Raw genomic sequence first — 19,243 nt, forward strand, 5'->3', positions numbered from 1 at the left:
GCCCCGGCGCACGCGGCCCCGGCACCCGCGGCCCCGGCGGCTGCGCGGGCGGGCGGCGCGGCTGCGTACGGGCGACCGGCTGCACGTGGGCTCGACCGTGCTCGAGGTGCGCGGACCACGCCGTCGCCGGGACCGGGCGGTCTCCGCCGCGGACGGGGCGGGCGCGGGTCCCGGCGCCTGGCTCTGGCTCGGGCCGGCCGTCGGCTCCGCCGCGCTCGCCGTGAGCACCGGGAACCCGGTCCTGCTCGTCGGTGCGCTGCTCGGGCCGGTCATGATGCTCGCCCACGCCGGCCGTGCGCGGGCGCACCGGCGGCGCGCGCAGCAGCCGGGCGTGGCGCGCGGGCTCGTGGGTCGAGGGACGGGCGCAGGTCGACCCACGAGCGGGGTCCTGCCCGGGGACGCGGACGGCGCCCCCCTCGCACCCGCCGACCTGGCCGCGGCGACGGTCCTCGCCACGGTCCCCGGGGTGCCCGCGACCACCACGCCGACCGCCGACGGGGGCCTGCGCCGGCTCGGGCACGCCGCCGTGGGCGCGCAGGGGCTCACGCTCGCCGTGACCGGTCGGCGGGACCTCGCGCTGGGCGCTGCTCGTGCTCTCGCCCTGGGCCTCGTGGGACCCGCCGGCGGCGGCACGCTCGTGCTCCGGTGCGACGACGACCGTCGTGCGGCCTGGCGCTGGGCGCGGTGGCTCGCCGAGCCGCCGACGCCGTCGTCGGCGCACGGGCACGGGCACGGGCACGGGCACGGGCACGGGCACGGGCACGGGCACGGGCACGGGCACGGGCCGATGCTGCCCGGGCACGGGCCGATGCTTCCCGGGCTCGCCGCAGCGACACCAGGCGCCTCCCTGGTCGTCGTGGTCGACGGCCCTGCTGCCCTCGCGCGGACCCGCGCCGACCACGGTGGCCCCGGGACGGCGCTCGTCCTCGTGGCCGACGGCCCGGGGTCCGTCCCGGCATGGTGCGCGTCCGTCCTCGCGGTCGGGCCGGAGGGGTCGACGGTGCGGGTCGGCGGGAGCGGGCACCCTCTCCCGCTGCACGCCGTGACCGCGGCCCGGGCCGAGACGCTCGCCCGCCGGGTCGCCGGGGCCCGGGCCGGCGGTCCGCTCGCCGGGACCTCGTCCACGGGCGCGCCGACCACTGAGGACGCCGCCCCGGTCACCCCGCACGGCACCGCACCCCGGACGCCTGCGCGCTCCGGACGCGGCGAGGACCCGCTGCCCCGGTCGGTCGCGCTCGGAGAGCTCGACGGGGTCCCGCAGCCGGACGCGTCGGCCGTCGCGGCGCGCTGGGCCGGACCCGCCGCACCCGGGCTCCGCGCCGCGCTCGGGGTCGACCGCGCCGGTGCGGTGCACGTCGACCTCGTCGCCGACGGGCCGCACGCCCTCGTCGCCGGCACGACCGGCGCGGGCAAGTCCGGGCTGCTCCAGACCCTCGTCCTCGCGCTGGCGCTGACCCACCCCCCGGAGCGGCTCGCCGTCGCCCTCGTCGACTACAAGGGCGGCGCGAGCTTCGGCCCCGTCGCGCGGCTCCCCCACGTGGTCGGGCAGGTGACCGACCTCGACGGCGCCCTCGCCGAGCGGGCCCTCGCCGGGCTGCGCGCCGAGCTGCACCGACGCGAGCGGCTGCTCGCGGAGGCGGGTGTCGCGGACGTCGACGAGCTCGCGGCGGAGCACCGTGCGGGACGGACGTCCGTCCTGCCCCTGCCACGCCTGCTCGTGGTCGTCGACGAGTTCCGGGCGCTCGCCGACGAGGTGCCGACCTTCGTGCCGGGTCTGCTGCGGGTCGCCGCCCAGGGGCGCGCGCTCGGCATGCACCTCGTCCTGGCGACGCAGCGCCCGGCCGGCGCGGTCGGCCCGGACCTGCGCGCGAACATCGCGCTCCGGGTCGCCCTGCGCGTCGCGGACGGCGCCGAGTCGACCGACGTCCTCGGGGTGGCCGACGCCGCGGCGCTCCCCGTCGACCGGCCCGGGCGGGCCGTGCTGCGCCGCGGCAACCGCGCCCCCGAGCAGCTCCAGGTCGCCCTGCCGCACGGCCGGCAGCGGCGCGAGGGCGTGCGGCTCGCGGCGCCGTGGCTCTCCCCCTCGTCGGCGTGGGTCCCCGCGGGTCCCGACGTCGGGCGCGAGGACGACGGGCTCAGCCGGTACGTCGAGGCGGTCCGGGCCGCGGCTGAGGGGCGCCCGGCTCCCGCCTCGCCGTGGCTGCCGGCGCTGCCCGAGCGCGTCACCCGCAGGGCGCTGGGCCCCCGCGCGGCGGACGCCGACGCCCTTCCGGCGAGTGGCGACGTGCTGCTCGGGCTCGGCGACGTCCCCGCGGAGCAGCGACGCTCGCTCGTCACCTGGCGACCGGCCGACGGTCACCTGCTCGTGCGCGGCGGGCCCGGCTCCGGCCGGACGTCCGCGTTGCGCACGGTGGTGCACGGCGCGCTCGAGCTCGGCTGGGACGTGCACGCCGTGGGCTTCCCGCGCGGCGCGCTCCCCGCTCGCGCCGAGCTGCTGGGCACGGTGGTCGGCCCCGACGACCCGCGCAGGCTCGCCCGGCTCGTGCGGCTCCTCGCCGGGCGCCGCGCCGGGCCCCGCGCTGCCGAGGACGGGTCCGGTTCCCCGGGCCGGCCGCAGCTCCTCGTCGTCGACGCGCTCGAACCGGCGGTCGCGGCGCTCGACGGCATCGCCCGCGGCGCGGCCGCAGAGCTGTTCGTGGAGCTCCTGCGCGACGGCCGTGCACGAGGCGTCGCCGTCGCGGCAGCCTGCGGCTCGGGCAGCGGGCTCGCGTCGCTCGTCGGTCACTTCGGCAGCCGGCTCGTGCTCGGGCCGGCCGACCCCGTCACGGACGTGCTCGCCGGGGTCCCGACCGAGCTGGCCGGCGGCCGGCGACCTCCGGGGCGCGCCGTCCGCGTCGACAGCGGGGGTGCGGTGCTGTGCCAGGTCGCGGTCGCGGAGGACTCGCCCGACGCCTCCGACCGAACGGTGCCGCGCGACGCGCTGCGGCTGGCCCCGGTCCCGACGCAGCTCACGCTGCCCCAGCCGGAACACGGGGAGCTGCCGGCCGCCCCCGACCGGCACCCGGCCGCAGCGGTGCCCGTGGGCTGCGGCGGCGACTCGGCCGAGGTCCTCGCGCTCGACGTGCAGCGGGGCGCGCTCGTCGTCGGACCACCCGGCTCCGGTCGGACGACCGCGCTCGCCGTCGTCGCGTCCGCCCTGGTCCGCGCGGGACGCGACGTCGCGGTGCTCGCCGACGACGCCCCGCTCGCCGAGGTGCCGGGTGCGCGCTGGTCGGCGGGGAGCCGAGGGCTCGGTGACCTGCTCGGTCACCTCGAGGGCGGGACGGGCCCGGTCGACGTCGTGATCGACGACCTCGACGCGCTCGAGCAGTCGGCGCCCCACCTCGTCGAGCGCCTCGTCGGCTGGCTCGAGCGCGCGGGCGACGGCCGCCGCGCCGGGGCGCCGGTCCCGCCGGACGCCGTCACCCCGGGCTCGCGGCTCGTCGCGTCGAGCTCGACCGCGCGCGCAGCGACCGCCTACCGCGCTCCGCTCGCCGCGCTGCGCCACGGCCGCTCGGGCATCGTGCTGCAGCCGCACGAGCCCGGATCCGGCGAGGTGTTCGGGACGGCGGTCGAGTGGGCGCTCGACCCCGCGCACCCGCACCTGCCCGGCCGCGGCGTGCTGGTCGCCGGTCGCGACGCCGTGCCGCTCCAGGTCGCGCTGCCCGCGCCGGTCGGTCGCGGATAGCCCTGGCGCTCCGTCCCGCAGGCGCCGACCGGGCACCGGACCTCCCCCGCCCTGGCCCCGGCCCCGGGCCCGGCCAGCCCGGCCCGACCCGGCCGCGGGAGCGTCGGGCTCAGGCCCCCGGCGGCGGTGTGCGCGGCGCCGTCGTCGCCGCGACGACCGACGGCAGCAGGAGGCCGACGCCGACCACCAGCGCCACGACCACCACGCCGGCGGCCCAGGGGCTCGGCTCCGCGGAGAACCAGCCGACCGCCATGACGAGCAGCAGCAGCTGCCAGGTGAGGACGGGCGACCGGGCCCAGCGCCGGCCGTGGGCGAGCGCGCGTGCCGCGAGCACGAGCACCGCGGCGACCGCCAGGAGGAAGGCCGCGAGGAACGCCGTCGGGCCGGGGAGCTCCGCGCCGCGCGCCAGGTCGACCACGAACGCCGCCGCCAGCCCGGCGAGCGCAGCGGCCTCGACGAGCACCAGGAGGCAGACGACGACGAGGGCGCGAGGGCGGCGGGCGTGCATGTCCCGACCCTAGGCGAGCACGTCGGAGGCGCAGGTCACCGGCGGTTCGACCCCGGCGCCACGGCGCGTCGGGCCGGGGTGTCCGGGCACCCGCTGCGCCGGCCGAGGAGGTGCCGTGCGTCTTGCGTCTCGAGGCGGTTAGCGAACAGACGGCGGAACAGGGTACGGTGACGATCCTCGGCACAGGGCTCACACAGGTGTGATGAAGACCTCAGCGTTCACGCGGAGGAAACCGCCGCGTAACTCTTGTGCGTGCTCAGCCCAGGTGTGAGGCTGGTCAACAGCAGTTCACACCCCCACCCGAAGTGCAGGGCCCAGTTCCGCCGCATCCTCCCGCGGCCTGGTCGCGCCCTGCCCGCTGAGCCCGCCTCCCACGACTGGGAACGGGCTTGCCCTCTGCCGAGGAGATGTCATGGATTGGCGCCACCGCGCAGCGTGCCTGGACGAGGACCCGGAGCTCTTCTTCCCCATCGGGAACACCGGGCCTGCGCTGCTGCAGATCGACGAGGCGAAGGCCGTGTGCCGCCGCTGCGACGTCGTGGACACGTGCCTGAAGTGGGCGCTCGAGTCCGGTCAGGACGCGGGCGTCTGGGGCGGCCTCTCCGAGGACGAGCGCCGCGCCCTCAAGCGCCGCACCGCGCGCCAGCGTCGCGCGAGCTGACGCACCCCACCGCACGCACTCAGCCGTCGGCGCCTCCGGGCACCGGCGGCTGAGTCGCGTCCGGGGGTGCTGAGCCAGCCCGGCGAGCACGCCGAGCCGTCCCCGGGACCACGCGGTCGTCGCTACGGCGCCGGACCGCCGCTCCCGTCGCCGAATCTCCGCACCGGCGTCGGGCAGCCGCCCGCGCCGTCCAGCCGTCGCTCGCCCCGTCGAACAGCTGCTCCCGGGCGCGCCGAGCCGCCGCTATCAGTGCCGGATCGACCCGGTCTCGCGGTTGGGCGTCCGCAGCACGACGTCGAGCACGACCTCGGTGCCCCCGCCCTCGCGCGCGCCCCACGTGATGGACCCCCGGAGCTCGTTGGTGACGAGAGTCGAGACGATCTGCGTCCCGAGCCCGGTCCCGGCGCCGGCCTTCTCGGGGAGCCCGACGCCGTCGTCCGCGACCGTGATCCCGAGCGCGTCGCCCTCGCGGACCGCGGTGATCTCGACCGTGCCGCCGACACCGCTGGCGAGCCCGTGCTCGACCGCGTTGGTCACGAGCTCGGTCAGCACGAGGGCGAGCGCGGTGGCGTCCTCGGCGGGCACGAGCCCGAACACGCCCTGCACCACGGTCCGCACGTGGCCGCCGGCCGACGCCACGTCCGCGGCGAGGCGCAGGCTCCGCCCGACGAGGTCGTCGAACGGCACGGCCTCGTCGAGCGTCTGCGAGAGGGTCTCGTGGACGAGCGCGATCGTCGCGACGCGCCGCATCGCCTCGTCGAGCGCGTCCTTCGCCTCCGGGCTGCTCATCCGGCGGGACTGCAGCCGGAGCAGGGCCGCGACGGTCTGCAGGTTGTTCTTGACCCGGTGGTGGATCTCCCGGATGGTCGCGTCCTTGGTGATGAGCTCGCGCTCGCGGCGGCGCAGCTCCGAGACGTCCCGGCACAGCAGCACCGCACCGAGCCGCTGGCCGTGCTCGGTGAGCGGGACGGCCCGCAGCGAGAGCGCCACGCCCCGGGCCTCGATGTCGGTGCGCCACGGCGCGCGCCCCATCACGACGAGCGGCATGGACTCGTCGACGGTCGCCTTCTGCTCGATGAGGTCCGTCGTGACCTCCACGAGCGAGCGGCCGACGAGGTCGCCGAGCGCGCCGAGGCGGTGGAAGCAGCTGAGCGCGTTGGGGCTCGCGTACAGCACCTCACCCTCGGAGTTCAGCCGGATCAGCCCGTCGCCCACGCGGGGCGCTCCCCGGCGCGGGCCGGTGGGGGCGTTCGCCGCGGGGAACTCACCGCGCGAGATCATGCCCATGAGGTCGTCGGCGGCCTCGACGTAGTTGAGCTCGAGCCGGCTCGGCGTGCGCGCACCGCCGAGGTTCGTCTGCCGGGCGACGACGGCGATCGCGCGGCCCTGGCGCACGACGGGCACCGCCTCCTCGCGCACCGCGTAGGAGCCGAACCAGCGCGGCTCGCGCGAGCGCTGGGCCCGGACCTCCGTGAGCGACCTCTGCAGCTGCGGCCGCTGCCCCTCGGGCGGGCGCGAGCCGACGACGTCGTCGTAGTGCACGGTCGCGCCCGTGCTGGGGCGGCACTGCGCGATGGCGACGAAGTCCCCGTCGTCGGCGGGGAGCCAGAGCACGAGGTCGGCGAACGCGAGGTCGGAGATCACCTGCCAGTCGCCGACGAGCAGGTGGAGCCACTCGAGGTCGGCGGCGTCGAGGGAGGACGCGTGGCGCGTGGCGAGCTCGCTCAGGGTGGACACCGGACCAGCGTAGGCGCGCGTCCGGGCAGCGCGGCTCGCGCACGGCGCCGCGCCCGGCGGATAAACTCGCGGCACCAGCCCTGCAGGGAAGGACCCAGCGCCGTGCACCTCCATGTCCCGCTCGACCTCGCCGGCACGCCCGAGGCGGTCGCCGCGATGCTCGCCGACCCGGAGTACGTGCACGCGAAGGTGCGGGCCTCTGGGGCGCTGGACCAGCAGGTCGACGTCGTCGCCGGCGAGGGCGGTGCGTTCACGGTGACGACGCGCCGCTCGCTGCCGACCGACCAGATCCCGGCGAACGTGCGCGGCTTCGTCGGCTCGCGCCTCGACGTGCGTCAGGTCGAGGCGTGGGAGGGACCGGCTCCGGACGGGTCGCGCCGCGGGACCGTGGTCGTCGAGATCACGGGCGCTCCCGTCCGCCTCACGGGCACGTCATCGCTCACGCCGTCGGGCGACCGGACGACCCTCACGTACGAGGGCGAGGTCAAGGCCGCGATCCCCCTGTTCGCCGCCGCGGTCGAGCAGGCCGCGGGTGGCGCGATCCGGAGCGCGCTGGGCGCGGAGTCCGCCGTCGCGGCCCGCTGGCTCGAAGATCACGGATCGGGTGTCCAGCCGTAACAATTCGGTAACACCTAACGCGCCCATAGCGCCGTGACCTGCGGAAACACTGGTGTGGGATCGCTACCACGGAGATGTCCAGCCTCTCATCCTTGACACCTGACCAGGCTGAGGACAGAGTTCACCGCAGCGCGTGGGAACGCTCCCGCAGTTCCACGGGAACGTCCCCACGTGAGGGTCCACACGGCCCACGTGACCGGTCGTCCGCGCGCCCCCTGCGGCGGTGCGTCCGTCGCGTCCACGGGTACGGCGAGGACGCCGTCCGACTGACAAGGGAGTCACAGTGCGCAAGACCACACGCAAGATGTGGGCCGTCGCGGCCGGGGTGACGGGTGTTGCCCTCCTCGCCACCGCATGCGGCTCGGGCGACTCGGGGTCGACCGACGACGCCAGCGGTGACGAGAAGATCACGCTGACGGTCGCCACGTTCAACGAGTTCGGCTACGAGGACCTCATCGCCGAGTACGAGGCCGCGAACCCGAACATCACCGTCGAGCACAAGAAGGCCGCCACCTCGAACGAGGCGCGCGACAACCTCAACACGCGTCTCGCCGCAGGCTCCGGCCTGTCGGACATCGAGGCCATCGAGGTCGACTGGCTCCCCGAGCTCCTCCAGTACTCCGACAAGTTCGTCGACCTGACGTCGGACGAGGTCGAGGGCCGCTGGCTCGACTGGAAGGTCGCGCAGGCCACCGCCGAGGACGGCCGCCTCATCGGCTACGGCACCGACATCGGCCCCGAGGCCATCGCGTACCGCTCCGACCTGTTCGCCGCTGCCGGTCTCCCGACCGACCGCGAGGAGGTCGCCGCGCTGTTCGGTGGCGAGGACGCCACGTGGGACAAGTACTTCGAGGTCGGCGAGACGTTCAAGGCCGCCAGCCCGGACGTCGCGTTCTTCGACTCCAGCGCCGCCATCTTCCAGGGCATGGTCAACCAGATGGAGGCCGCCTTCGAGGACCCCGAGACCGGTGAGATCACCGCGCTCGAGAACCCCGAGGTCAAGGAGGCGTACGACGCCGTCCTCGAGGCCGGCGTCACGAAGAACCTCTCGTCGCACAAGTCGCAGTGGAGCGAGGACTGGACCGCGTCGTTCCAGAACAACGGCTTCGCGACGATGCTCGCGCCGGGCTGGATGCTCGGTGTCATCGAGGGCAACGCCGACGGCGTCGCCGGCTGGGACATCGCCAACGTCTTCCCCGGCGGCGGCGGCAACTGGGGCGGCTCGTTCCTGACCGTCCCGGCCCAGGGTGAGCACCCGGAGGAGGCCAAGGCTCTCGCTGCCTGGCTGACCGCCCCCGAGCAGCAGATCAAGGCGTTCAAGGCGAAGGGCACGTTCCCGAGCCAGACCGAGGCCCTCGAGAGCGAGGACCTGCTCTCCGTCACGAACGAGTTCTTCAACAACGCCCCCACCGGCCAGATCCTGTCCGAGCGGGCGCTCGCCGTGAACCCGGTCCCGCCGTTCAAGGGCCCGAACTACTTCGCGGTCAGCGACGCGATGTCGCAGGCGATCAACCGCGTGGACGTGGACCAGACGGACGACCCCGCGACCTCGTGGGCCAAGTTCGAAGAGGCTGTCAGCGCACTCGGCTGATACCACCAGGGCCGGGTCGGCGGACGCACCGCCGGCCCGGCCCTGTCCCACGCTCGACGACCTCACCCCGCCGAAGGACACCGATGGCCACCACCACCACGCCGACGCCGGCCCGCCGCACCAGCCGCGGCCCCGAACGGGCACCCCAGCGCGTCGGCTTCAGCCAGCAGCTCGGGCGCTGGGACGTCAAGCTCTCGCCCTACCTCTACATCTCCCCGTTCTTCATCCTGTTCGCCCTCGTCGGCCTCTTCCCCCTCGCCTACACCGCCGTCGTCTCCGTGCACGACTGGCACCTCATCGGCGGTCAGGGCGACTTCGTCGGCCTGAAGAACTACCAGGACGTCCTCGCCCAGCCGAACTTCTGGCGCGGCCTGCGGAACACGTTCAGCATCTTCCTGCTGTCGTCGGTGCCCCAGGTCTTCATCGCGATCGTCCTCGCCGCGTTCCTCGACGCGAACCTGCGCGCGCGCACGTTCTGGCGCATGGGCGTGCTGCTCCCCTACGTCGTCGCGCCGGTCGCGGTCAGCCTCATCTTCAGCAAGCTCTTCGCCGACCAGTCCGGTGTCGTGAACACGGTGCTCGGGACCTTCGGGGTCGAGCCGGTCAAGTGGCACGGCGACGTCCTGGCCAGCCACTTCGCGATCTCGACGATGGTCAACTTCCGCTGGACCGGCTACAACACGCTGATCTTCCTCGCAGCGATGCAGGCCGTCCCGCGCGACATCTACGAGGCCGCGATCCTCGACGGCGCCAGCCGCCTGCGGACGTTCTTCTCCGTGACGGTCCCGATGCTGCGCCCGACGATCATCTTCGTCGTCCTCACGTCGACCATCGGCGGGCTGCAGATCTTCGACGAGCCGCGCCTCTACGACCAGATCGGTCAGGGCGGCAACGACCGCCAGTGGATGACCGCGACGATGTACCTCTACGAGCTGGGCTGGGGCGCGCAGAAGAGCTTCGGCCGCGCCGCCGCCGTCGCGTGGATCCTGTTCCTGATCATCATCGTGGTCGGGATCATCAACTTCATGATCACCCGCCGGATCTCCTCGGAGTCCGCCCCGAAGAGCGGAAGGAAGAAGCGATGAGCGCTCCTTCGATCCCCGTCATCCGACAGACGGCCGGGGCGGGCGCCGCTCGCGCCGCGACCCGTCGCCGTCGGTCCCAGGGCGCCGGCTCGGACCGTCGACCGGGCTGGCTCACGTACACGGTCCTCGGGATCGTCATCCTGGCCTCCGCCGCGCCGCTGTACTACATGTTCCTGCTCGCGAGCTCGAACGCGGCCACGATCGCCCAGACGCCGATCCCCTCGCTCATCCCGCAGGGCGAGTTCTTCGACAACGTCAACCGGGTCCTGAACGCCGACATCCGGTTCTGGAAGGCCCTGACCAACAGCGTCATCGTCTCGACGCTCACGGCCGCCTCGGTCGTGGTGTTCTCGACGCTCGCCGGGTTCTCGTTCTCCAAGCTCCGCTTCCGCGGCCGCGGCCCGCTGCTCGTGTTCGTCATCGCGACGATGGCGGTCCCGACGCAGCTGGGCATCGTCCCGCTGTTCATCGTGATGTCGGAGCTCGGCTGGACCGGCAAGCTCGTCGCGGTCATCGTGCCCGGCATGGTCACGGCCTTCGGGGTGTTCTGGATGACCCAGTACCTCGAGAGCGCGCTGCCCTACGAGCTCATCGAGGCGGCACGCGTCGACGGGGCCTCGATGATCCGCACGTTCTGGCACGTCGCGATGCCGGCGGCCCGTCCGGCGGCGGCGATGCTCGCGCTGTTCACCTTCGTGGGCTCGTGGACGAACTTCTTCTGGCCGTTCATCGTGCTCGGCTCGACGAACCCGACCCTCCCGGTCGCCGTCCAGCTGCTCCAGTCCACGTACTTCAAGGACATGGCGCTGATCATGGCGGGCGTCACGCTCTCCGTGGTCCCGCTGGTCATCCTGTTCGTCTTCGCCGGCCGCCAGCTCGTCGCTGGCATCATGGCGGGCGCGGTCAAGGGTTGATCCCGCGCCGCGCGGGGGCGCCGACATCGCCCCCGCGCGGCTGACCGCACGCCGCGCAGCACGCTGCCACCGCAGCCTCACGAGGGGACGACGACCAATGGTGGTCGACAACACCACGTTCCGGAACGACGTCGGGCGCCCTCCTGCACCCACGCTCGAGCAGGTCGCCGAGAGGGCCGGGGTCTCCCGCTCCACCGCATCGCGCGCCATCAACGGCGGGCTCCGGGTCTCCCCCGAGGCGCAGGCGTCGGTCGAGGCCGCCGTCGCGGACCTCGGCTACACCCCGAACCGGGCCGCCCGCTCGCTCGTCACCAAGCGCACCGACTCGATCGCGCTCGTGGTCCCGGAGCCGGACGAGCGCATCCTCTCGGACCCGTTCTTCGCGGGGACCCTGAACGGCCTGAGCACCGCGCTCGCCGACTCCGAGCTCCAGCTCGTGCTCGTCATCGCGCGCCCGGGCGACAGCGCCCGCACCATCCGCTACCTGCGCAACGGCCACGTCGACGGCGCGATCGTCGTGTCCCACCACCGGGACGACGAGCTCGACCGGGCGCTGCAGCAGTCGCGTCTGCCGAACGTCTTCGTCGGCCGGCCGCTCTCCGACGAGGGCGACACCCAGTACGTCGACACCGACAACGTCGCCGGTGGCCGGATCGCGACGCAGCACCTCATCGACCTGGGGCGGCGCCGCATCGGCACCATCGCCGGTCCCCTCGACATGTCCGCGGGCATCGACCGGCTCGCCGGCTGGCGCGAGGCCGTGCGCGGCGCGGGGCTCCCCGAGAACGCCGTCGTGCACGGCGACTTCACGATCGCGTCAGGGGCGGCGAGCGCCCGGCGGCTGCTCGAGGCCCACCCCGACCTGGACGCGCTGTTCGTGGCGTCCGACCTCATGGCGGCCGGTGCCCTCGGGGTGCTCGCCGAGCTCGGGCGCGACGTGCCCGGCGACATCGCGGTCGTCGGCTACGACAACCTCGGGGTGTCGATGTCGACGAACCCGCCGCTCACGACCGTGATCCAGCCGGTCGTCGCGATGGCACGGGCCGCCGGCGTGCGGCTGCTCGACCAGCTCCAGGGCTCCGTCATCGGCGGCGAGCCGCTGATCTTCGCTCCGGAGCTCGTGATCCGCGCCTCGGCGTGAGCCTGCGCCTGTCGTTCGCGCTCGTCGGCGCGGGGGGCGCTCTCGGTGGGCTCGCACGCCACGCCCTGACCGCCGCGTACCCGGAGGCTCCGGGTGCCCTGCCGTGGACCACGTGGGCGATCAACGTGACCGGCTCGTTCCTGCTCGGGCTGCTCGTCGCGGGGGTCGTGGGACGGCGCCGAGCGCCGGCGTGGGTCCGCCCGGCGTTCGGCACCGGCGTGCTCGGCGGCTACACGACGTTCTCCGCGTACGCGCACGCCCTCGACGTCCTCGCGACCGACGGGCACGTGGGGACGGCCGCGGTGTACCTCGTCGTGTCCCTCGTCGGCGGGGTCGTCGCGGCCGCGGCCGGGGTGGCGCTGGGCGCCCGGCTCCCCGCCCGCACGGTGCAGCCGGCGGTCGGAGTCGACGGCGGCACGCCGTGAGCCTCTGGGTCGCGCTCGGGGTCGGTGTCGGCGCGGGCGTCGGCGCGCAGCTGCGGTACGCCGCCGAGCTCGTGCACGCGCGGGACCGGCGACGCCGCGGGCTCGGGCGGGCCACCTTCCCGTGGGCCACGCTCACGGTCAACGTGGTCGGTTCCGCCGTGCTCGGGGTCGTCGCGGCGCTCGTGCTGCGCGGCACGCTCGACGCGGGCTGGGGCACGGTCCTCGGCGCAGGGTTCGCGGGCGGGCTGACGACGTTCTCGACGTTCAGCCTCGACGTCGTCGAGCTGTGGCGGCAGCACCGGACGCTGCGCGCGGTGCTCGACGTCGCCGCGCACCTGCTGCTCGGGATCGTCGCGGCGGTCGCGGGGTTCCACCTGGTCGCGTGACGTGGGCGGGCTGCGACTCCGAGCTCAGCGTGCCGACCGCGCGGCCCCGGTCACGCCGTCCGGAAGGGGTCAGCCCGCCGCGTGCGCCTCGCTCCCGGGGACCGAGCCCGGCAGGTGGCCGAACCGGTGCAGCGTGCGGCTCACCGCCTGCTCCCGGACGACCGTGAGGAGCTCGCGGCGCGCGCTCGCGAGCACCGGGTGGTCGAGCACCGTGACGGTGCCGAGCCGCGTGCGCGCCGCCTCGCGCAGCCCGGGGGCGGCCCCGACGACACGGACGCGTCCGGTCACGCCGCCGTCGTGGACGCGTGCGGCGAACGACGCGTCGGACTCCCCGGCGACCCGGCTCACGGCGACCGGGACCCCGGCGCGACGGGCCGCCGCGAGCACGCGCGCGACGTCACGGTCCCGCGCTCCCGCGCCGACGCGCACCGTGAGGTGCTCGACGGGCCGGTAGCGCAGCAGGTTGGCCTCGACGGTCAGGCCGCTCGGGTCGTGCTCGACCGACAGCTCGTCGGCCCACCACCGCGCGTCGTCCTCCTTGGCCCACGCGAGCCACCCCGCGTCGTCCGACGGCACGTCCGGCGCGTCCGCCCAGTCGCCGAGCTGCGCGACGTAGTGCGGCCCGCCGGCCTTGGCGCCGGGTCCGACGACGGAGGCCTTCCAGCCGCCGAAGGGCTGGCGCTGCACGATCGCGCCGGTGATGTGGCGGTTGACGTACGCGTTGCCGACCTCGACCCGGTCGAGCCAGGTGGCGATCTCGTCCTCGTCGAGCGAGTGAAGCCCGCCGGTGAGCCCGAACGCGACGGCGTTCTGCACCTCGATCGCCTCGTCGAGCGTCGCGACCCGCAGGACCCCGAGCACGGGCCCGAAGACCTCGGTCGTGTGGAACGGGGACCCCGGCAGGACGCCGTGCTTGACGCCGGGCGTCCACAGCCGGCCCTCGTCGTCGAGCCGGCGGGGCTCCACGAGCCACCGCTCCCCCGGGTCGAGCGTCGTGAGCGCGTGCAGGAGCTTGCCGGACGCGGGCTCGGTGAGCGGTCCCACGGTCGTCGCGAGGTCGGTCGCGGGGCCCACGTGCAGCGACGTGACGGCGTCCGCGAGCTGGCGGCGCAGGCGGTCCGACGTCCCGGCCGACCCGACGAGGATCAGCAGCGACGCCGCGGAGCACTTCTGCCCGGCGTGCCCGAACGCGGAGCGCACGACGTCGGCGACCGCGAGGTCCACGTCGGCCGACGGAGTGACGACGACCGCGTTCTTCCCGGACGTCTCGGCGAGCACCTCGAGGTCGGGGCGCCACGAGGCGAACAGCTCCGCGGTCTCGATCGAGCCCGTGAGCAGCACGCGCGCGACCGACGGGTGCGTCACGAGGTGACGGCCGACCTCGCCCTCGGGCGAGAGCACGACCTGGAGCACGTCGCGCGGGACGTCGAGCTCGTCCATCGCCCGGTGCACCGCGGCCATCGCGACCTGCACGCAGCGGGGCGTCGGCGGCGCGGGCTTGACCAGCACGGGCGACCCGGCGGCGAGCGCCGCGAGCACCGAGCCGACGGGGATCGCGACCGGGAAGTTCCACGGCGGCGTCACGACGGTCACGCCGCGCGGGCGGAAGACCGCACCGGGCACGGTGCCGTCCGCGAGCTCCTCGGCGCGGTCCGCGTAGTAGCGCGCGAAGTCGACGGCCTCGCTGACCTCCGGGTCCGCCTCGGCGACCGTCTTGCCGGCCTCCTGCACCATCGTCGCGACGAGGTCGCCGCGGGCGTGCTCGAGGTGCAGGGCGGCGCGCCGCAGCACCCGCGCACGCGCGGCGGGGGCGGTCGTGGCCCAGCTCTCCCGGGCGGCCTCGGCGCGCGCGACGGCGTCGTCGACGTCCTGCACGGTCGTGATGCGGACGGCGTCGGGCGCGGGGACGTCCCGGACGAGGAGCTCGGCGGCCCAGGCGCGCGACTCGGCGACCGCGGGGTCGGTGTCGGGCGCGTTGTCGAACCGCGCGCCCGCCGCGGGCTCGGTGGGCTCCGGGCGCGGGCGGCGCTGCGGCGGCGTCGTCGGCTCCTGCGACGCGAGCACCGAGTCGCGGAACGCGCGGCGCTGCGCGTCGAGCGGGTCGGCGGCCGGGCCGCCGGGCGCGAACATCGCGTGCAGGAAGTTCTGCGGCGCGGCGTTCTCCTCGAGGCGGCGCACGAGGTAGGAGATCGCGACGTCGAAGTCCTCCCGGGCGACGACCGGCGTGTAGAGCAGCACGTCGCGGACCTCGTCCCGCACCGCCCGTGCCTGGGCGGGGGCCATGCCCTGCAGCATCTCGACGTCGAGCGCCTCGGTCACGCCGCGCTCCTGCGCGAGACGGTGCCCGAGCGCGACGTCGAACAGGTTGTGGCTCGCGAGCCCGATGCGCACGTGCCGCGTCCGCTCCTCGTGCAGCGCACGGTCGAGCAGCCGGACGTAGTTCGCGTCGACCTCGGGCTTGCTGCGGTACGGCGCCTGCTCCCAGCCGTGCAGCTCGGCCTCGACCTTCTCCATCGCGAGGTTGGCGCCCTTGACGAGGCGGACCTTGATCCGGGCACCTCCCGCGAGCGCGCGACGCCGGGCGATCTCGGTGAGCTCGTCGAGCGCGGCCACCGCGTCGGGCAGGTACGCCTGGAGGACGATGCCCCACTCGGCGTCGAGCAGCTCGGGCTCCATCACGAGCCGCTCGAAGACCTGCACCGTCAGCGCGAGGTCGCGGTACTCCTCCATGTCGAGGTTGAGGAAGGTCCCGTGGCTCGCGGCGGCGCGGTACAGCGGGCGCAGGCGGTCCACGACGCGGTCGCGGCTGCCCGCGGTGTCCCATGTGGACAGCTGGCTCGCGACCGCGGACACCTTGACCGACACGTAGTCGACGTCCGGTCGCTCGACGAGCGCACGGACCCGACGCAGGCGGCTCGCGGCCTCGTGCTCCCCGAGCACGGCCTCGCCGAGCAGGTTGAGGTTGAGCCGGAACCCGTCGGCGCGCGCCCGGGCGATGTGGGCGCCGAGCCCCGGCCCGGCGTCGGCGACGAGGTGCCCCACGAGCTGGCGCAGCCGGTACCGCGCCGCAGGGACCACGACCGACGGCAGCACCGGCGCGACGCGAGCACCGACCGCGAGCATCGCGCGGTCGACCGGCCCGAGGAACCCACCCGCGGCGGACGTGTACCGCGTCAGGCCGGCGAGCTCGCGCGCCGCGACGTGCACGTCGTCGGGCCGCGCGACCCGGTCCACGAACCGCACCGCGAGCTCCAGGCCCGCGGGGTCCGAGACGAGCGCCGCGAGCCGGCCGCTCGTACGGCGCTCCTGCTCGGTCTCGCCCTGCGTGCCCGCGAGCGCCCAGCGGTCCGCGAGCTCGAGCGCGTCGTCGACGAGGTCCTGCGGCGTGGCGTCCATCCCCTCATCGTGCGGCTGCGGGTGGCGCGGCGTCTTGTCGTGATCCGGCACCACGTCTGACGCGCCGCGCGGTTCGGGGCGGCAGGGGCCGTGACCTGCGGCTCCGCGCCCTGCCGGACCGCGACGGCTCCGAGCCCGTCGCCACCCCGTGCGACGGGGCGGGCGCCACGCTTGTAGCCTCCGGAGAGCCATGACCGCCGCACCGGACCGCCCCCGACCGACCGCCGCCCCGGCACCGGGCCCGACGCCGCGGAGCCGCCGCCTGCTCGACGCGCTGAGCCCCGCGATGCTCGCGCTCATGGACGAGCTGTCCGGGACGATGTTCTGCGCCAAGGACACCGACGGCCGCTACGCCGCGGTCAACCCGGTCTTCGTGGCCCGCACGAGCGAGCGCTCCCGCCGCGCGGTGCTGGGCCGGCGCGCCGAGGACCTGTTCATCCCGGAGCTCGCGCAGCACTACGCCGCGCAGGACGCGCACGTGCTGGGCACGGGACGGGCGCTGCGGCACCTGCTCGAGCTCGTGCGCCGCCCGGGCGGCGAGCCGGGCTGGTACGTCACGTCGAAGCTCCCGGTGCGTGACGGCGGCGAGGTCGTCGGGCTCGTGAGCATCTCGCAGGACCTCCGCACCGCCGACACCGGCGACGTCGCGGTCCGGTCGCTCTCGCGCGTCGTCGCGCTCGTCGAGGAGCGGCTCACGGAGCCCGTCGCGGTCGCGGACCTCGCCCGGGCCGCCGGCTGCTCGCCGTCGACCCTGGAGCGCCGCATGCGCCGGGTCTTCGGCCTCTCGCCGCAGCAGTTCGTGCTGCGCGCGCGCATCGACCACGCCGCCGGCCTGCTGACCACGACGGACGTCCCGCTCGCCGACGTCGCCGCACGCGCGGGGTTCTACGACCAGGCGGCGTTCACCCGGACGTTCGGGCGCCTCACCGGGGAGACGCCCGCGCAGTTCCGCCGCCGCTCGCCGTCGGCACCGCCGGGCGCGTGACCGCCCCACGTCGAGCAGCGGGGACGTCGTCGGGCACGCACCGTGACCCCGGCCCGGGCCCCGGCCGGCGCCGCGCACCCGGCGCTGCGGTCGACCCGCCGCGGACGCTGGCCCATCATGGACCGATGACGACGGCACACATGCCCACCCTCGCCCTGAAGGGCGCCGACATCCCGCTCCTCGGCCTCGGGACCTGGCAGTCCGAGGGGTCCGAGGCCGAGCTCGCGGTCGTCGCGGCGCTCGAGCTCGGCTACCGCCACATCGACACCGCGACCGGCTACGGCAACCAGGCGCAGGTCGGCCGGGCGCTCGCGACCCGCGGCAACGACCGCGACGACGTCTTCGTGACGACCAAGCTGCCGCCCGACCACGCGGGCCGGGAGCGCCAGACGCTCATGGAGTCGCTCGCCGAGCTCGGCACCGACCACCTCGACCTGTGGCTCGTGCACTGGCCCCCGAACGGCGAGGCGACCCCGTCCACGTGGGAGGCGTTCATCGCCGCGCGCGACGAGGGCCTGACCCGCGCGATCGGCGTGTCCAACTACTCGATCGCGCAGATCGACGAGCTCATCGCCGCGACCGGCGAGGCCCCCGCGATCAACCAGATCCCGTGGAGCCCGTCGGACTTCGACGCGGAGCTGCTGGCCGCCCACGCCGAGCGCGGGGTGCGCGTCGAGGGGTACAGCCCGTTCAAGCGCACGAGCCTCGAGGACCCGACGCTCGTCGCGATCGCCGAGGCGCACGGCGTCACCCCCGCGCAGGTCGTGCTGCGCTGGCACCTCGAGCACGAGGTCGTGGTGATCCCGAAGTCGACGAACCGGCAGCGGCTCGCGACGAACCTCGACGTGCTGGGCTTCAGCCTGACGCCGGACGAGGTCGCGCGCATCGACGGGCTCGGGGCGACCGCCGACCGATGATCCCGACCCTGGGCGGCCGACGGCGTCCGCTCGTGATCGCCCTGGGCGTGGTGGTCGTCGCGCTCCTCGTCGCGCTCGGCGTGACGCAGGTGCGTGCCGACCGTGCCGCGGCTGCGCGCGCCGACGAGGCTCGCGCGGTCGCGGCCGCCCAGGTGGCCGCGCAGGCCGCCCGGGAGAGCGCCGTGCGGGAGGCGGGCGCGGTGCACGCGGCCCGGCAGGGTCAGGCGCAGGCGCGGGAGCTCGCGGCGACGCTCGCCTCGGTCGCGCCGCGCGAGGCCGCCGCCCAGGCGGTGCTCGACGCGTCCGCGGGCAAGGTCGCCGACGACGCCGTCCGCGTCGCGCTCCAGTCGGCGCTCGACGGTCTGCGCGGTCAGGTGGCGGCCGCCGCGCAGGGCACGATGACGAGCGCGGTGCTCCTCGCTGCTGCGGACGCGGTCGACGCCGCGAGCGCGGCGGTCGCGGCGGCGCAGACCGAGTGGGAGGCGGCCACGGCGAAGGCTCCGGCTCGCACCGCCCCGACGGCGACGGCACGCCCGGCGGCCCCCGCGGCCCCCGCCGCCCCTGCGGAGGAGCCGGCACCGGCCACCGGCGGCCGACCGACCGACGCCGCGGGCAACGTCCTGTGGGTCACGTCCGTCCCGACGGCGGACGGCGACGGGTCGAACGGCAACATGCCGATGTCGGCGATGTGCCGGATCCCGTGGGGCACCGACCAGCTCGGCTACGCGCAGTACCTGCGCTGCGACGCCGCGGAGGCGCTCACGAGGCTCGAGGCGGCCTTCCGCGCGACCTTCGGCGAGTCGATCGCGATGGACCTCACCTACCGCTCGTACGCGGACCAGGTCGCGATGAAGCAGGCCCTCGGGCCGATCGCCGCGAGGCCGGGCACGTCGAGCCACGGCCTCGGCACGGCCCTCGACGTCCAGGAGTGGCCCGACGTGTACGGCTTCGGGACGCCCCGCTACGAGTGGCTCGTCGCGAACGGCCCGACGTACGGCTGGTACGCCCCTGCGCGCGTGCGCGCCGACGCCGCCTACCCCGAGTACTGGCACTTCGAGTACGGCCCCGGGCGCACGAGCTGACGGCGCGGACCCCCGGCGAACGCGCACGCCGGGTGGCATGGTGGGGCGTGGTGCGACGGACCCGTCGCGC

15 protein-coding genes are annotated in these 19,243 nt (G+C 75.4%); 12 read left to right on the top strand and 3 right to left on the bottom strand.

The window, feature by feature from the left end; all coding sequences use genetic code 11:
- Positions 1-85: 85 nt before the first annotated feature.
- Entirely contained in the window at positions 86-3,727 is a 3,642-nt protein-coding gene (locus tag AB6N24_RS13160) for an FtsK/SpoIIIE domain-containing protein (RefSeq protein ID WP_412869849.1), read from the top strand.
- A 109-nt stretch (positions 3,728-3,836) separates the two neighbouring features.
- On the opposite strand, the gene AB6N24_RS13165 is transcribed toward AB6N24_RS13160, so the two are convergent.
- Complete coding sequence (locus tag AB6N24_RS13165) at positions 3,837-4,235, bottom strand: hypothetical protein (RefSeq protein WP_412869850.1); 399 nt, start codon at positions 4,233-4,235, stop codon at positions 3,837-3,839.
- Positions 4,236-4,647: 412 nt separating this feature from the next.
- Between AB6N24_RS13165 and AB6N24_RS13170 the strand changes: the two genes are divergently transcribed.
- Positions 4,648-4,896, top strand: coding sequence for a WhiB family transcriptional regulator (locus AB6N24_RS13170; protein ID WP_034632667.1), 249 nt, complete (start codon positions 4,648-4,650; stop codon positions 4,894-4,896).
- A 246-nt stretch (positions 4,897-5,142) separates the two neighbouring features.
- Here AB6N24_RS13170 and AB6N24_RS13175 read toward each other — a convergent pair whose 3' ends face one another.
- A complete protein-coding gene (locus tag AB6N24_RS13175; protein ID WP_412869851.1) occupies positions 5,143-6,633 on the bottom strand; it encodes a sensor histidine kinase in 1,491 nt (496 codons plus the stop codon).
- A gap of 102 nt (positions 6,634-6,735) precedes the next feature.
- Between AB6N24_RS13175 and AB6N24_RS13180 the strand changes: the two genes are divergently transcribed.
- The 7 genes from AB6N24_RS13180 to crcB all read left to right on the top strand — a co-directional run bounded on the left by AB6N24_RS13180 (position 6,736) and on the right by crcB (position 12,793).
- Complete coding sequence (locus AB6N24_RS13180; RefSeq protein WP_412869852.1) at positions 6,736-7,251, top strand: DUF2505 domain-containing protein; 516 nt, start codon at positions 6,736-6,738, stop codon at positions 7,249-7,251.
- Positions 7,252-7,555: 304 nt separating this feature from the next.
- Positions 7,556-8,842, top strand: a complete 1,287-nt coding sequence (locus AB6N24_RS13185; protein ID WP_412869872.1) for an ABC transporter substrate-binding protein — start codon at positions 7,556-7,558, stop codon at positions 8,840-8,842.
- An 83-nt stretch (positions 8,843-8,925) separates the two neighbouring features.
- Positions 8,926-9,927, top strand: a complete 1,002-nt coding sequence (locus tag AB6N24_RS13190) for a carbohydrate ABC transporter permease (RefSeq protein ID WP_412869853.1) — start codon at positions 8,926-8,928, stop codon at positions 9,925-9,927.
- Entirely contained in the window at positions 9,924-10,841 is a 918-nt protein-coding gene (locus AB6N24_RS13195; protein WP_412869854.1) for a carbohydrate ABC transporter permease, read from the top strand. The genes AB6N24_RS13190 and AB6N24_RS13195 overlap by 4 nt, the downstream gene beginning before the upstream one ends.
- A gap of 97 nt (positions 10,842-10,938) precedes the next feature.
- Positions 10,939-11,982, top strand: coding sequence for a LacI family DNA-binding transcriptional regulator (locus tag AB6N24_RS13200; protein WP_183295705.1), 1,044 nt, complete (start codon positions 10,939-10,941; stop codon positions 11,980-11,982).
- Positions 11,979-12,407, top strand: coding sequence for a fluoride efflux transporter FluC (locus AB6N24_RS13205; RefSeq protein ID WP_412869855.1), 429 nt, complete (start codon positions 11,979-11,981; stop codon positions 12,405-12,407). The genes AB6N24_RS13200 and AB6N24_RS13205 overlap by 4 nt, the downstream gene beginning before the upstream one ends.
- Positions 12,404-12,793 carry a fluoride efflux transporter CrcB gene (crcB, locus tag AB6N24_RS13210; RefSeq protein ID WP_412869856.1) on the top strand — a complete coding sequence of 130 codons (390 nt, stop codon included), beginning with the start codon at positions 12,404-12,406 and terminating at the stop codon, positions 12,791-12,793. Before AB6N24_RS13205 ends, crcB begins: the two co-directional genes overlap by 4 nt.
- A gap of 69 nt (positions 12,794-12,862) precedes the next feature.
- Here crcB and AB6N24_RS13215 read toward each other — a convergent pair whose 3' ends face one another.
- Positions 12,863-16,189 (bottom strand): proline dehydrogenase family protein, encoded by a 3,327-nt coding sequence (locus AB6N24_RS13215; RefSeq protein ID WP_412869857.1) that lies wholly within the window; start codon positions 16,187-16,189, stop codon positions 12,863-12,865.
- A gap of 190 nt (positions 16,190-16,379) precedes the next feature.
- Here AB6N24_RS13215 and AB6N24_RS13220 point away from each other — a divergent pair, with 190 nt between their 5' ends.
- The 3 genes from AB6N24_RS13220 (at position 16,380) to AB6N24_RS13230 (ending at position 19,173) form a co-directional block, all read left to right on the top strand.
- On the top strand, positions 16,380-17,174 hold the full coding sequence (locus AB6N24_RS13220; protein ID WP_412869858.1) for a helix-turn-helix domain-containing protein: 795 nt from the start codon (positions 16,380-16,382) through the stop codon (positions 17,172-17,174).
- Positions 17,175-17,299: 125 nt separating this feature from the next.
- Positions 17,300-18,091, top strand: a complete 792-nt coding sequence (locus tag AB6N24_RS13225) for an aldo/keto reductase (protein ID WP_412869859.1) — start codon at positions 17,300-17,302, stop codon at positions 18,089-18,091.
- On the top strand, positions 18,088-19,173 hold the full coding sequence (locus AB6N24_RS13230) for a M15 family metallopeptidase (protein ID WP_412869860.1): 1,086 nt from the start codon (positions 18,088-18,090) through the stop codon (positions 19,171-19,173). The genes AB6N24_RS13225 and AB6N24_RS13230 overlap by 4 nt, the downstream gene beginning before the upstream one ends.
- Positions 19,174-19,243 lie beyond the last annotated feature (70 nt).

The organism is Cellulomonas jepli, assembly GCF_047229345.1.
Classification (GTDB): domain Bacteria; phylum Actinomycetota; class Actinomycetes; order Actinomycetales; family Cellulomonadaceae; genus Cellulomonas_A.

Coding starts and splice junctions, on each gene's coding strand:
- AB6N24_RS13165 (WP_412869850.1), bottom strand. CDS start 4,235: ATGCACGCCCGCCGCCCTCGCGCCCTCGTCGTCGTCTGCCTCCTGGTG.
- AB6N24_RS13225 (WP_412869859.1), top strand. CDS start 17,300: ATGACGACGGCACACATGCCCACCCTCGCCCTGAAGGGCGCCGACATC.
- AB6N24_RS13230 (WP_412869860.1), top strand. CDS start 18,088: ATGATCCCGACCCTGGGCGGCCGACGGCGTCCGCTCGTGATCGCCCTG.
- AB6N24_RS13200 (WP_183295705.1), top strand. CDS start 10,939: ATGGTGGTCGACAACACCACGTTCCGGAACGACGTCGGGCGCCCTCCT.
- AB6N24_RS13195 (WP_412869854.1), top strand. CDS start 9,924: ATGAGCGCTCCTTCGATCCCCGTCATCCGACAGACGGCCGGGGCGGGC.
- AB6N24_RS13215 (WP_412869857.1), bottom strand. CDS start 16,189: ATGGACGCCACGCCGCAGGACCTCGTCGACGACGCGCTCGAGCTCGCG.
- AB6N24_RS13190 (WP_412869853.1), top strand. CDS start 8,926: ATGGCCACCACCACCACGCCGACGCCGGCCCGCCGCACCAGCCGCGGC.
- AB6N24_RS13185 (WP_412869872.1), top strand. CDS start 7,556: ATGTGGGCCGTCGCGGCCGGGGTGACGGGTGTTGCCCTCCTCGCCACC.
- AB6N24_RS13220 (WP_412869858.1), top strand. CDS start 16,380: ATGACCGCCGCACCGGACCGCCCCCGACCGACCGCCGCCCCGGCACCG.
- AB6N24_RS13170 (WP_034632667.1), top strand. CDS start 4,648: ATGGATTGGCGCCACCGCGCAGCGTGCCTGGACGAGGACCCGGAGCTC.